General features: G+C 60.6%; 10 protein-coding genes. 8 read left to right on the top strand and 2 right to left on the bottom strand.

Annotated elements, in window-relative coordinates:
* Nucleotides 1–190 precede the first annotated feature (190 nt).
* Nucleotides 191–4,489, bottom strand: a complete 4,299-nt coding sequence (locus ACFPB1_RS25220; RefSeq protein ID WP_379228967.1) for a molybdopterin-dependent oxidoreductase — start codon at nucleotides 4,487–4,489, stop codon at nucleotides 191–193.
* Between the two features lie 286 nt (nucleotides 4,490–4,775).
* On the opposite strand from ACFPB1_RS25220, the gene ACFPB1_RS25215 reads away from it, so the two are divergent.
* The 8 genes from ACFPB1_RS25215 to ACFPB1_RS25180 all read left to right on the top strand — a co-directional run bounded on the left by ACFPB1_RS25215 (nucleotide 4,776) and on the right by ACFPB1_RS25180 (nucleotide 12,968).
* Entirely contained in the window at nucleotides 4,776–5,198 is a 423-nt protein-coding gene (locus ACFPB1_RS25215) for a MarR family winged helix-turn-helix transcriptional regulator (protein ID WP_379228966.1), read from the top strand.
* Between the two features lie 300 nt (nucleotides 5,199–5,498).
* Nucleotides 5,499–5,801: a hypothetical protein gene (locus tag ACFPB1_RS25210; protein ID WP_379228965.1), complete on the top strand. Its 303-nt coding sequence runs from the start codon at nucleotides 5,499–5,501 to the stop codon at nucleotides 5,799–5,801.
* Between the two features lie 321 nt (nucleotides 5,802–6,122).
* Nucleotides 6,123–7,127: a ubiquinol oxidase subunit II gene (locus ACFPB1_RS25205; protein ID WP_379228964.1), complete on the top strand. Its 1,005-nt coding sequence runs from the start codon at nucleotides 6,123–6,125 to the stop codon at nucleotides 7,125–7,127.
* 21 nt (nucleotides 7,128–7,148) lie between these two features.
* Entirely contained in the window at nucleotides 7,149–9,122 is a 1,974-nt protein-coding gene (locus ACFPB1_RS25200; RefSeq protein WP_379228963.1) for a cbb3-type cytochrome c oxidase subunit I, read from the top strand.
* Nucleotides 9,123–9,743, top strand: coding sequence for a cytochrome o ubiquinol oxidase subunit III (gene cyoC, locus ACFPB1_RS25195; protein WP_379228962.1), 621 nt, complete (start codon nucleotides 9,123–9,125; stop codon nucleotides 9,741–9,743). It abuts the gene before it with no gap.
* Nucleotide 9,744: 1 nt separating this feature from the next.
* Nucleotides 9,745–10,092 carry a cytochrome o ubiquinol oxidase subunit IV gene (gene cyoD, locus ACFPB1_RS25190; RefSeq protein WP_379228961.1) on the top strand — a complete coding sequence of 116 codons (348 nt, stop codon included), beginning with the start codon at nucleotides 9,745–9,747 and terminating at the stop codon, nucleotides 10,090–10,092.
* A gap of 567 nt (nucleotides 10,093–10,659) precedes the next feature.
* Nucleotides 10,660–11,397 (top strand): HAD family hydrolase, encoded by a 738-nt coding sequence (locus ACFPB1_RS25185; protein WP_379228960.1) that lies wholly within the window; start codon nucleotides 10,660–10,662, stop codon nucleotides 11,395–11,397.
* Between the two features lie 398 nt (nucleotides 11,398–11,795).
* Nucleotides 11,796–12,968: an aminotransferase class I/II-fold pyridoxal phosphate-dependent enzyme gene (locus tag ACFPB1_RS25180; protein WP_379228959.1), complete on the top strand. Its 1,173-nt coding sequence runs from the start codon at nucleotides 11,796–11,798 to the stop codon at nucleotides 12,966–12,968.
* Here ACFPB1_RS25180 and ACFPB1_RS25175 read toward each other — a convergent pair.
* The gene (locus tag ACFPB1_RS25175) at nucleotides 12,944–13,876 is read right to left on the bottom strand and encodes a LysR family transcriptional regulator (RefSeq protein ID WP_379228958.1); all 933 of its coding nucleotides are present in this window, start codon (nucleotides 13,874–13,876) and stop codon (nucleotides 12,944–12,946) included. The two genes, ACFPB1_RS25180 and ACFPB1_RS25175, sit on opposite strands and share 25 nt — an antisense overlap.
* Nucleotides 13,877–13,993: the final 117 nt, after the last annotated feature.

Below are 13,993 nucleotides of genomic sequence, written 5' to 3'. Positions count from 1 at the left end.
AAAATTGACAGTCTAATAAAAATGAAAAAATGGGCCATCTGCTCCTTATTTTAAGAGTAGATGGTCCATTTTTTTATACTGCAAAATCTTAAACTACAAAACACCTAAGTTCTTCAGTGGCCTCGGACGAACCCGGATGGACTTCTTTTGCGATTTCAGGTCTTCCGGCCGTGTTCGCGGCCAATAACGGTCAATATACGTCGCGCGCGTACCGCTTCTCGCGCGCCAGCGCTTTGAGGCAGGCATCGGCTTCCGTTTCGCTCATGCCGCCGTGCCGCTGAAGAATCAGCTTCAGGGCGGCTTCGACCTCCTTCGCCATCATGCCCGCGTCGCCGCAGACGTAGAAGTGCGCACCTTCCTTCAGCCAAGACCAGAGCTCCGCGCCGTGCTCCAGCATCCGGTGCTGCACGTACACCTTCTCCTTCTGATCGCGGGAGAAGGCGGTCGTCAGCCGGTGAAGCAGGCCCGCGTCCCGCATGGCTTCGAGCTCTTCCTTGAAGTAGAAGTCGCAGGCTTCGCGCTGTTCGCCGAAGAACAGCCAGTTCCGGCCTTCGGCGGAAGCCGCCCGGCGCTCCTGCAGAAACGCGCGGAACGGGCCGATGCCGGTGCCGGCGCCAACCATGATCATCGGCGCGGCGGGATCGGCGGGCGGGCGGAAATGCGGCGCCTTCTGCACGAAGATCGGCACTTCCGCCGCATCGGCCGCCCGTTCCGCGAGGAAGACGGAGCAGACGCCTTTGCGGAGCTTGCCGTGCTGTTCGTAGCGGACGGTCGAGACCGCAATATGCACCTCGCCGGGATGCGCGGCGGCGCTCGAGGCGATGGAATAGAGGCGCGGCTGCAGCGGCTTCAGCGCCGCCAGCAGCTCGCCCGCCCCGGCTTGAATCGGGAATTCTCGCAGCAGATCGGCGGGCTGGCGGCCCCACAGCCATTTTTTCAGCTCTTGCTTTGCGTCGTCCCGGAGCAGCGCGGCGAGCCGGTCGCTGCCGGAGCGGTCGCGGACGATTTCTAGCAGCGCAGGCGTAATCCTCGTAATGTCGGCCCGCTTGAGCAGGGCGGCTTCGAGCGTCATGCGTTCGTCCTTGACGCGGACTTCAGCGTCGGCCGGCAGCCGGAGCGCGCCGAGGATGTCCGCGACCGTCTCCGGGTCGTTGGTCGGCCAGACGCCGAGGGCGTCGCCGGCTTCATAGCGCAGGCCCGAGTCCTTCAGGTCGAACACGTAGTGGCGGGTATCCTTCTCCGAGCCGGGGCCGTTCAACGGACGCGCGGCCAGCAGCTTCGCCGGAAGCGGATGGTTGCGGTCGTAGTGCCGGCCGGCGGGCGCGGCGTCCGGGGCATTCGCGCGGAGCGCCTTCGCCTCCGACTCCAGCATCCGGTACCACGCGTCCGGCGCGTCCTCTTCGCCGGCATCGCAGTCCGCGCGGTCCGCGATCCGCTTCGCGCCCAGCTGTCCCAGCCGCTCGTCGAGACTGCGCCCGAAGCCGCAAAATTGATCGTAGCTGGAATCGCCGAAGGCGAGCACCGCGTAGCGCAGCGACTCAAGCCGTGGAGCCGTACCGGCGGAAAGCGCCTGCCAGAACCGCGCGCCGTTATCCGGCGGATCGCCGGCGCCGAACGTGCTCGCGACGAGCACGATCAGCCGTTCGGACGGCAATTCGGCCATGTCGTAGGCGTCCATGCTCACGAGGCGCACGTCGTTGCCTGCCTGCTGCAGCCGTCTGGCGCATTCGATCGCGGCCGCTTCGGCCGTGCCGGTTTGCGACGCCCACAGGATCGTGACCCCGGTACGCACTCCTGAGGCTGGAGGGGCGCCGGACGATGCGCCGGCTTTGCGGGGCGAGGACGGGACGGCCGCGGGAGCGGCGTCCGTATCGGCCACCGCCGTGGCGGATGCCTGCGAAGCCGCTATGCCGGAGGCGAATCCGATCCCTGAGCCCGCGCTGCCCGTTCCGTAGCCGGCGCCCGGCACATACGCGCGGGAGAACATGCCGGCCAGGATGCCGTCCAGCCATAGCCGCTTGGACGGCTCGAGCGGCGCGGTCGGAGGGAGGACGGGGACGCCCGCGGCCGCCGCCGCTTCATCGGTCCGCAGGCTGGCGATGAAGCCGGCCACGTACATTTTCTCATGCTGGTCGAGCGTCATGGCAGCACCCGATTCGATGCCGAGCATGCTTGCCAGCGTATCCACTTTGGCCATAAAGATCTCCTCCTTGAGTAAAGCGGCGCCAGCTCCGGCCGCGGCTGCGGCTGCGGCCTGCAGGCCGGCGGGTTCCGGTGCGAGGGCGTTCGCGGGATCGCCCTCGGCCCGCCCGTCATGCGTGCACATTTGCGTCGACGGTATCACTCGCGTCAAGGAGACCGCGCAATATTTCAATTCGGGCTGAAGCGATATTGGATCTGATGCGTCGCTCGTCACCTCGTTCACGGCGAGGTTCGGGCCGAACAGGTCGTTCCAATGGAAAGGCGCGAAGCAGCCGCCGGGCATCACGCGGTCCGTTATGACCGCCGGCAGGACGGCCTTGCCGCGCCGGGACGCGATCTCGACGAGATCGCGCTCGCGGATACCGAGCTCCGCCGCGTCTTCGGGATGAATCTCGACGAACGGGCCGGGGTTCAGCTTGTTCAGCGCGGCGATTTTCCCGGTCTTCGTGAGCGTATGCCATTGATGCTGCACGCGTCCCGTATTCAGCACGAACCGTCGCTCGGCATCCGGCATCTCCGCGGGCGGGAGGAAGGGGCGGGCGAAGAACGCGGCTTTGCCGGACGGCGTCGGGAAGACGAGCCGCGGCACGCTGCCGTCCTCGCGCACGGCGAGGCGCAGGCCCGCATCGTCGTTCAAGTATCGGATCGGATTGCGGCTCGGGCCGTCGTTCGACGCGGCTGGCCACTGCACGGGCGTCTCGCGCAGCCGGTCGTAGCCGGCGCCGCGCAGGTCGTAGCCGGTCTTCGGGTTCCACGCCTGCTGCAGCTCGCGGTAGACATCCTCGGCCGATTCGTACGTGAACGCGTCGGCGAAGCCCATCTCGCAAGCGACCTGTGCGATGATCATCCAATCCGGCATCGCGTCGCCCGGCGGATCGACCGCCTTGCGCATCAGCGTCAGGTTGCGCTCCGAATTGATCATGACGCCTTCGGCCTCTGCCCATAGGGCGCCCGGAAGCAAGTAGTCCGCATAGGCGTTGGTCTCTGTCTCCAGGAACACGTCCTGCGCGACGACGAGCTCCGCGGCTGTCAGGCCTGCGATGACGGTGCCGCGGTTGGGGATGGAGGCGACAGGGTTCGTGCAGATGACCCAGCACGCCTTGATGTCGCCGGCCGCCATGCGCTCGAACATCCCGACGGTGCCTGGGCCGGCTTCGGCCCGCAGCGTGCCGCGCGGGAGCCGCCACAGGTCTTCGGCGAACTGCCGGTCTTCCTCGATGAGAACCGATCGCTGGCCGGGCAGACCCGGTCCCATGTAGCCCATCTCGCGGCCGCCCATCGCGTTCGGCTGGCCCGTCAACGAGAAGGGGCCGCTGCCGGGACGGCAGATCGCGCCGGTCGCCAGATGGAGGTTGCAGACCGCATTCGTCTGCCATGTGCCGTGCGTGCTCTGGTTCAGCCCCATCGTCCAGCAGCTGATCCATTCCGGTGCTTCGGCGATCCAGGCGGCCGCCTGGCGGATATCCGCCTCGGGAATGCCGGTAGTGTGTGCCACGCTCGCCGGATCGTACGCGTCCAGGAAGGCCGGCATGTCTTCCCAGCCTGTTGTGTACGCCGCGACGAACGCTTCGTCGACGGCGCCTTCCTTGTGCAGCAGATGCAGCAGGCCGTTCAACAGGGCGAGGTCAGTGCCGGGCCGGATCTGCAGGAAGAGCGACGCTTTGTCCGCGGTCGCGGTGCGGCGGGGATCGACGACGATCAGCTTCGCGCCGGCTTTGACCCGGTCCATCATGCGGAGGAACAGGATCGGATGGCAGTCGGCCATGTTGGCGCCGATGACGAAGAACAGGTCCGTGCGGTCGAGGTCCTCGTACGACCCGGGAGGTCCGTCGGCACCAAGCGAAAGCTTGTAGCCGCTGCCGGCGCTGGCCATGCACAGCCGCGAATTGGATTCAATGTTAACTGTCCTTACATAGCCTTTGGCGAGTTTGTTCACGAGATATTGCGCTTCGAGCGACATTTGGCCCGATACGTAGAAGCTGAGCGCGTCCGGGCCGTGTTCATCGAGAATCGCGCGGAGCTTGCCGGCCGTTTCGCGGATCGCCTGCCGCATGCCGACGGGCGACGGGGCCAGCCCGCGCGCGCCGCGCCTGTACGCGGACGCCATCCGGCCTGGTTCGGCGACCGCGGCGGCGCTCGTGGCACCCTTCGTGCACAGCCGGCCGAAATTCGCGGGATGCGTCTTGTCGCCGGCTACTTTGACGACGCGGCCATCCGCGACGTCCATGACGATGCCGCAGCCGACGCCGCAATAAGGACAAACGCTTTTTACCTGTTTCGTGGTCACGCTGCATCACCTTGCCGGAATCAGCTGCCCGTACGCGAGACATATAATATGTCGGACTACGAACAAACTGGAATTTTAATGTTAGTTTATATAACACATTTGATCTTGTCAATCGTCATCGAATGGTTTATGTTATTTAATATGACATACAGGCATTTGGGGTGCGCTGAAGATCCTGACAAGGAGATGCGCGTCTGCGCGTATATATAAGAGGAAAGAAGGATGCGCACGCCTCGAGGAAGCCGCATCGTACGCAACCAACGACTTCAGGGAAGGGGCCAAACCGATGGCGAAGGAACGACTGCCCAAACCGATTTACGAACAGCTTGCTTATTTCCGCTACCAGATCCGCAAATTCATCCGCTTCAGCGAAGAGGCGGCCCGCAGCAAGGGCCTGACCCCGCAGTACCACCAGCTGATGCTCTCGATCATGGGCTTCCCGGGCCGCGAGCACGCCACGCCCAAGGAGTTGGCCGAACGGCTGCAAATTACGCCGAATTCCTGCATCGAGCTCATTCAGCGCTGCGAGGAGCTGAAGCTGGTCCAACGGTTTCCGAATCCAAGCGACCGCCGCAGCATTTTCATTCGGTTGACGGACACCGCCAAGGAGATTCTCGAGGAGCTCTCGGAGATTCATATGGAAGAATTGAAGCGGGCTGGCTTGCTGGAATTCAAGGATTATTCCCATCTTGATTCCAACGAGGCGTGAACAGCGGCCGAGAGGTTCGACCTGTACGGCCGAGAGTATCCCGATAGACGGGAAACGCAAGACTATAGCTCGACTCAACCGCTAGACGCAAACGCAAACGCCCGCCGGCTCGTTTCCTGAAGGAAGCGAAAGCCGGCGGGCGTTTTTTGCTCGGGGCGCTTCGGCGTTCTCATCTGTCGGAGCGGCGAATCTGCTCGATGCCAAGAAAAAATATTTTTTAATAATTGAACAAAAAGTGAACGCTTCGTGACAAAATTGTGATATACTGAATCTATAAAACGTCACCGGGAGTGTTGCAGAATGAACGATAATCAAAAAACAACAGGTACCGAAGTGATCGTCCCGTCGCAAGCGGAGAAAATCAAGTACTGGACATCCCTGATGCCGCGCATCGGATTTGGATTGATGCTCATCGGCATCATCATGAGCGCTTGCTTCGTTCATGATTTCAAAGACACGAATCTGGGCCTCATGATCGGCTTCGGTTTTATAATCGGCGGCATACAAGTGCTCTTGCTCGGGTCGTTGTTCCACGCGCTGCAGCCTAAGTTCGCGAAGGAGCAGCAGGCGGCGCCCGCAAGTCAACAGCCTGAACGCGTTTAACCATATTCTACAGCGCTTACATTCAAGAGACAGCGATTCGTCGCTGTCTCTTTTTTGCGTTTTTGGGGAGCTTTGGAAGTGCCAAATTTTGTGACAACCTAGGTGTTGAAAATACAGGGATCATTTCCGGATTTTCCTAATAATTAGCGATGAAAGCCCTTAACTACGCCATTCGTGAACGACTGATGAACGAAAAGTGTCGGAAAAGAAACAGAAGATTGACGGATTTGTTAACGCTGGTAACAATCGCATATTCATCTGTTATGCTAGCGTCAAAGGGCCATGAGAGCACGCTGCATGTGTAAGGAGATGAGTAGCAAGATGAAAAAAAGTTCCAAACTCCGCGGCTTGATGCTGCTGGTAACCGGACTGCTAACGACCGTGCTTTTGTCCGGCTGCGACGGTAAGTTCGTCGTGTTCGACCCGCAGGGACCGGTGGCCGAGACGCAGTACCGGCTGATCATCCTGTCGGCTATCCTGTGCGCGATCGTCGTCATTCCCGTGCTCGCGATTACGGTATTCATCGTACTGCGATATCGCGACAAGCCGGGCAATAAGGCGCCGTATATGCCGCACTGGGACGACAGCAAGGTGCTGGAGATTTTATGGTGGGGCATTCCGATCGTCATCATCGGAATCCTGGGTGCCTACACGGCCCGCGATACGTACGCGCTGGCGAAGAAGCCGCCGGTCACGGACGTGAAACCGATCAAGATTCAGGTCACGTCGCTCGACTGGAAATGGCTGTTCCAATATCCGGATCAAAACATCGCGACCGTCAATTACGTGCATATCCCGGCAGGCGTTCAAGTCGATTTCGTGCTGACGAGCGACGCGCCGATGAATTCCTTCTGGATTCCCCAACTGGGCGGCCAAGAGTATACGATGCCGGGCATGGCGATGTCGCTGTGGCTGCAGGCCGACCGTCCGGGCGAGTATTACGGCACGGGCGCGAACTTCTCGGGCAAAGACTTCGCGCATATGCGCTTCAACGTCATCGCCGAATCGCAGGAAGACTTCAATAAATGGGTTGAAGGCGTGAAAGCCTCGAACAACGAGCTGACGAAGGAAGGCTACGAGGCGCTTGCCAAGCCGAGCCAATCCGAAGAGCAGGCGTTCTCCTCGTATCCGGCGGACCTGTTCGATTCCGTCGTGATTAAGAACGGCGGCCATCATATGGGCATGGACATGGACGCGGACAAAGGCGATAAAGCCGACGCGGACGGCGCGAAGTCCGATTCCGACGACGCCCAAGACATGGACGATATGGGCGGCATGGATATGAGCAATTCGAATTCTAGTGAAATGAATCACAATCATCGGTAGGATGAGGGAGGAGCACCAACTATGTACGCCAGTCTAAAATCATTCGCCTCCTCATTTTTTGTGACGGGCGATCCGCTCATCTACGGCGCGGACGTCTCGATCGTGCTGACCACCATCGCCATCGTGTTCGTTCTCTTCTACTTCAAGAAGTGGGGCTGGCTGTGGCGGGAATGGCTGACGACCGTCGACCACAAAAAAATCGGGATGATGTACCTCATCGCATCGCTGCTCATGCTGTTCCGCGGCGGGGTGGACGCCCTGCTCATGCGGGCGCAGCTTGCGATGCCGAACTTGCAATTCCTGCAGGCGGACCACTATAACGCAGTATTTACCACGCACGGCACGATTATGATTCTGTTCATGGCGATGCCGATGATGTTCGGGCTGTTCAACATGGTCGTGCCGCTGCAGATCGGGGCGCGCGACGTCGCGTATCCGTATCTGAACGCCGTCAGCTTCTGGCTGTTCTTCTTCGGCGCGATGCTGTTCAACATCAGCTTCGTCATCGGCGGTTCGCCGGACGCGGGCTGGCTCAGCTATCCGCCGCTGTCGGAGATGTCGGGCAGTCCCGGCGTCGGACAGAACTTCTACATCTGGGGCATTCAGATCTCCGGTATCGGCTCGCTCGCGACGGGGATCAACTTCATCGTGACGATTCTCAAGATGCGCGCGCCAGGCATGAAATTGATGAAAATGCCAATGTTCACCTGGTCCGTATTTTCCAGCAGCATCATCATCATCTTCGCGTTCCCGATTCTGACGGTGACGCTCGCGCTGCTGTTCATCGACCGGTTCCTCGGCGGCCATCTGTTCACGATGGACGGCGGCGGGAACCCGATGATGTACGTCAACCTCATCTGGATGTGGGGTCACCCCGAGGTGTACATCGTCGTGCTGCCGGCGTTCGGGATCTTCTCCGAAATCGTCGCCACGTTCTCGCGCAAACGGATTTTCGGCTATAAATCGATGGTCTTCGCACTCATGAGCATCAGTATTTTGTCCTTCTTCACCTGGGTTCACCACTTCTTCACGATGGGCTCGGGGGCGGACGTCAACGTCTTCTTCGCCATCGCGACCATGGCGATCGGCATACCGACCGGGGCCAAGGTGTTCAACTGGCTGTTCACGATGTTCCGCGGCCGGATCCGGCTGGAGCAGCCGATGCTGTGGACGCTCGCGTTCATCCCGTGCTTCGTGGTCGGCGGCGCGACGGGCGTCATGCTCGCGGTGGCGCCGGCGGATTACCAGTATCACAACAGCTACTTCCTGATCGCGCACTTCCATCAGGTGCTCATCGGGGGCGTCGTGTTCGGTTATCTCGCGGGCATTTACTACTGGTGGCCGAAGCTGTTCGGCTTCAAGCTGAACGACCGGTTGGGCAAATACGCGTTCTGGCTCTGGAACATCGGCTTCTACGTCTGCTTCATGCCGCAGTACGCGCTCGGCTTCATGGGCATGACGCGCCGCGTGTACACGTACGGCTGGGACATGGGCTGGGCACCGCTCAACCTCGTGTCGACGATCGGCGCCTTCCTCATGGGCATCGGCTTCGTCTTCCAGGTGTGGCAGATCCTCTACAGCGTCAAATACGGCGAACGCGACACCACGGGCGATCCGTGGAACGGCCGTACGCTGGAATGGTCGATTCCGTCGCCGCCGCCGATGTACAACTTCGCGGTCGTGCCGGTCGCGGCCGAACAAGATTCGTATTGGGAAGAGAAGGAGCGCCGCAATTTCGCGCCGGCTCCGCCGGTTCCGGCATCGAAGCTGGAGTCGATCCACATGCCGAAGAACTCCGGCATTCCGTTCATCTTCTCGGCGTTCTGGTTCGTCGCGGGCTTTGGCTTCGTCTTCGACTGGCTGTGGATGGCGATCCTGGGCATGCTCGGCGTCGGCGCGACGCTGCTGGCCCGTTCCTTCCAGTACGACACCGATTATTACGTTCCGGTCGAAGAAGTCATCGAGACCGAAAAAGCAGCTGGGAGGGCGGTATAAATGCAGCATGCCATTCAACACGGCCATTCGCACGGCGCCGAGTCGCATGACCATGGCCACCACGACCAAGAGTCGATGAAAGTGCTCGGCTTCTGGATCTTCCTCGTCACCGACTGCCTGCTGTTCGGCACGTTGTTCGCCACGTATGTCGTCCTTAAGGCGCATACCGACGGCGGACCGACCGGCAAGGAATTGTTCGAAATCCCGGGCTTCGTGGCGGAAACGTTCATCCTGCTCACGAGCAGCTTCACGAGCGGGCTCGCCGTCCTGGCAATGAACCAGAAGAAAGTCGGCCAGCTCATTGGCTGGCTGATCGTCACCGTCCTGCTCGGCGCCGCGTTCGTGGGCCTCGAGATCAACGAGTTCGTCAACATGGTGCACGAAGGCGCGACGATCTCCACCAGCGCGTTCCTGACGGCGTTCTTCGTTCTGGTCGGTACGCACGGACTTCACGTCTCGGTCGGTCTGATCTGGATGATCGCACTCATGATTCAGCTCAAGATGAAGGGCATCACGCCGGTCACGCGCCGGAAGATTACTGTCATCAGCTTGTACTGGCACTTTCTCGACGTGGTGTGGATCTTCCTCTTCACGATCGTGTACTTGATGGGGGTGATGTAAGATGAGTCAGCATCCTGCAGGCGCGGCTGAGCACGGCCATGACCATGACGATCACGAGAACCACGGGTCGCTCAAGGCTTACGTCATCGGCTTCATTCTCTCCATCGTCCTGACCGTGATTCCGCTATTGATCGTGTTCGAAACGAGCATGAACAAAACCGGCGTCATCGTCACGATCATCACGATGGCTGTCATTCAGCTGATCGTGCAGCTCTTCTTCTTCATGCACATCCGCGAAGGCGAGGGGCCGAAGTACAACGTCATGGCGCTCATTCTCGGCTTGTTCATCGTCGTCGTCATCGTCGGCGGTTCCGTCTGGATCATGTCGTTCAACTCGGTCGTACAATAATTCAAAGCAATGCGTTCAGGCGCGCGGCTCCGTCCCGATAAGGGAGGGCCGCGCGCTTTTTTGCTTGCGGGCTAGTGAGGAGCGGAACTCGTCTGAAACGATCTATTAATGACATTAAATGTCACGTTGGCGAATTCGGTTTGTGCCGGAGTTCGTCGAACAATATAATTGATCCCATTAATTCATATTCGGCCGCCGTCCGAATGAGAGCGCAACATCCGCAAATGTGTCCCGTGCTATAACAGTACAAGGATGCATTCGCACAAAGGATGTTGGAGGGGATGAGGAGTATGCGAAGGGTATTGATCGCAATGTTTGCGCTGGTTGCGCCATTTCGACGTTCGCCGGAGGCGCGGCATGAGCGCGCGACGGCGGTCGTTCACGAACTGGCTTACTACGGGGGAGGGGCCTTCGGGCTGGCGGCGAGGCGACTCGCAGTGGCAAGCGAATTCGACATCGACTCAATTAATTAACGGAGTTAATTATAGCGGCGACATTCCAGCGCGGGCCAATCGTTGGTATAGTGTGAAGGTGAGCAATTCCTAGTAGCGGGGAGCGTAGGATGAAATGATACCGAAAGCGATTTTGCTGGATTTGGACGACACGATTATCGCCTTCGATCACGGCGTCGACATCGACGGCTGCTGGCGCAAGGTATGCGGCATTCATGTTCCGATGGAGGAAGCGCGGCAGCTCGAGCTGATCGCGCGGATCAAGCGGCAGGCGGCGTGGTTCTGGAGCGACGCCGAACGTCATCGGGTCGGGCGGCTCGATCTCGACGCCGCGCGGACGACGATCGTCGCAGCCGTTCTGGAGGAGGCCGGCCTTGCCGACGACGGGCTGGCCGGGCGCATCGCGCGCGCGTACGGCGAGGCGCGCGACTCCGCCGTCGCGCTTTACGATGGCGCCGTGGAGACGCTGCTCGATCTGCGGGCGCGCAGCATCAAGCTCGCGCTCATCACGAACGGCAGCTCGCGGGCGCAGCGGAGCAAGATCGAGCGGTTCGGACTCGCGCCTTATTTCGACTGCATTCTCATCGAGGAGGAATACGGAACGGGCAAACCCGGAGAGGCCGTCTACCTGCATGCACTCGAATTGCTTGGCGTCGACGCGGGAGAAGCGTGGATGGTCGGCGACAATTACGAATGGGAGATCGCCGCGCCGCAGCGGCTTGGCATCCATGGGATCTGGATCAATCCCAAGGGCTTGGATCGCCCCGGCTCGGCCGTGCCGTTCAAAACGCTGTCGGTGTTAAACGAGCTCGGGGCGGTGTTGGACGAACTTGCGGCAGGCCGGGTTATTTAATGGCATAAAACGAAGGCCATTGCTGGAGCCCCGCCATTTGCCTATTGACGCGGCCGGCAGCACTTGGCTATAATGACAACTAATTCAACACAGCCGAAATTCCTTGACGGGAAAGAGTACGCCGGGCCGTCCGTTTCGCAGAGAGTTGGGAGAGGTGCGAACCAACATTCGGATGCCGGTCGAAGCCATCCCCGAGAAGCTAGCCGAAACGCAAGAAGTAAGCGATGCCGCAGGTCCAGCGTTAACGGGACGCGTATTGTCGGATACGTAACGGAGTGCTGCCGTCCATGACGGATGGCGGAACTAGGGTGGTAACACGGGTAATGGCCCGTCCCTTTTTTGGGGACGGGCTTTTTGGCGTATTCGGGCGGTTTAAGACCAAGAAGGAGGAGAAACGGATGGGCGGAACAACGTTAACGGATTTTTTGTCGCCGGCGGCTCGCGATATGCGGCCATCAGGCATACGGAGGTATTTTGATTACGCGGCGGGCCGCAAGGATATCATCTCGCTCGGCGTCGGCGAGCCGGATTTCGTAACGCCGAAGCCCGTCCGGGACGCCTGCGCAGCGGCGCTCGAGAAGGGACGGACGACGTATACGCCGAATGCCGGCCTGCCAGAGCTGCGCGAAGCGATTGCGGATTATCTGGCTGCTTCGTTCCGGTTAGGGTACGATCCCATGGACGAGGTACTCGTCACGAACGGGAGCAGCGAGGCGATCGATCTCGCGCTGCGGTCGCTTCTGACGCCGGGCGACGAGATTCTGATTCCGGATCCGTGCTACATCGCCTATTCGCCGCTCGCGGCGCTGCTCGGCGGGGTGACGGTGCCGGTCGAGACGACGGAGGCGAACGGGTTCAAGCTGACGGCCGAGTCGCTGCGGGCGAAGCTGACGCCGCGCTCGAAGGTGCTCCTGGTCAGTTACCCGAATAATCCGACCGGCGGCGTCATGACGCTCGACGATTGGCGGCCGATCGCGAAGCTGGCGGCGGAGCGCAACCTGATCGTCATTACGGATGAAATCTACGCGGAGCTGACGTACGCCGGCCGTCACGAAAGCATCGCGGAGCTGCCCGGCATGCGGGAGAGGACGCTGCTGATCAGCGGGTTCTCGAAAGCGTTCGCGATGACGGGCTGGCGCGTCGGGTATGCTTGCGGGCCTGTCGAGCTGATCGCGACGATGCTTAAGATTCATCAGTACGCCGCGACGTGCGCGCCGATTCTGGGGCAGATCGCCGCGCATGCCTCGCTTATGGACGGTCTGGAAGAAAAAGACCGCATGGTGGCATCTTATAACAAGCGCCGCGCGTTCTTCGTCTCGGGCCTGCGCGAGATCGGGCTCCCGTGCCATGAACCGCTCGGTTCGTTCTACGCGTTTCCGTCGATCGCGCACACGGGCTTGAGCTCGGACGAATTCGCGACGCGGCTGCTGGACGCCGTCGGCGTCGTCGCGGTCCCGGGCCACGTGTTCGGATCCGGCGGCGAAGGCTTCATCCGCTGCTGCTACGCCGCTTCGCAAGCCCAACTCGAAGCCGCGCTGGAGCGAATCTATACGTTCCTGCGGAATGTCTGAGCGTCACCCGACTGAAAATAATCGATGAAATGCTGCGCCCGCTTCGACAGGCGGTGGTCCTGGAGCCAGAGGATGCCGATATCCGATTGGAAATTGGCGTCCCGGATCGGCAGCATCGTGACGTCGCCGTACGGGAACGAACGGAGGATCGATTTCGGGAAGACGGTCGCGCCGATGCCGGAGGCGATCAAGGACATGATGACGGTCACGCTGGAGCATTCGCAGATGATGTTCGGCTCGAGGCCGTGACGGCGGAATTCGTTCACCACCTGCTCGTGCATGCGGATGGTCTTGTCCGTCTTCAGCGTCAGCAGCGGGTAGTCCGCCAGCTCGCGCATGCCGATGCTCCGTTCTTCCTCGCCCGCGCGCGGCTGCGGCACCCAGGAGCTCGGAAACACCGTGACGTACGGATCGGACGGCAGCGGCAGCGTCGCCAGCTTCGACGGCAGGATGCCCGTCTCGAACGGCAGGCGGGACACGACGAGCTCGATTGCCCGTTTTTCCAGCATTTCGCCTAGCAGGAAATGGTCACCTTCGGTGATTTTGAACGTAATTTGTGGATAGGCGGCGCGCAGCTGCCGGATTGGGTTTGGCAGGATCGAGACGCACGAGACGACCGCCCCGATGGAGAGCGTCCCCCGAACGCCCTCCTCCAGCTCGCGGACTTCCAGCATCGTCTCGTCGAGCTGCGCCAGCAGCGACTCGGCCTTGGAACGGAGCAGCTCGCCGGCCGCGGTCAAGGTCAGCTGCCTTCGGCCGCGCTCGAACAGCTTGGCCCCGAGTTCGTCTTCGAGCAGCATCAGCTGGCGGCTGAGCGGCGGCTGCTCCATGTGCAGCAGCTTGGCCGCGCGGGTGATTTGCTTCTCCCCGGCAATCGCGAGGAAATATTTTAATTGCTTCAGGTCCATGGAGGTTCGCTCCTTACGATACCTTTTCGGTATGGAAAATGGATAATTTAGATATTATTAATATAGTCACGGGCATAGTAAAATGCAATTAGTTCATTCATTATGTACGAGGGAAGG

It is taken from the genome of Paenibacillus sp. GCM10023250, from assembly GCF_042653205.1.
Taxonomy (GTDB): Bacteria; Bacillota; Bacilli; order Paenibacillales; family Paenibacillaceae; genus Paenibacillus_Z.
This window is presented reverse-complemented; position numbering and strand designations above follow the sequence as displayed.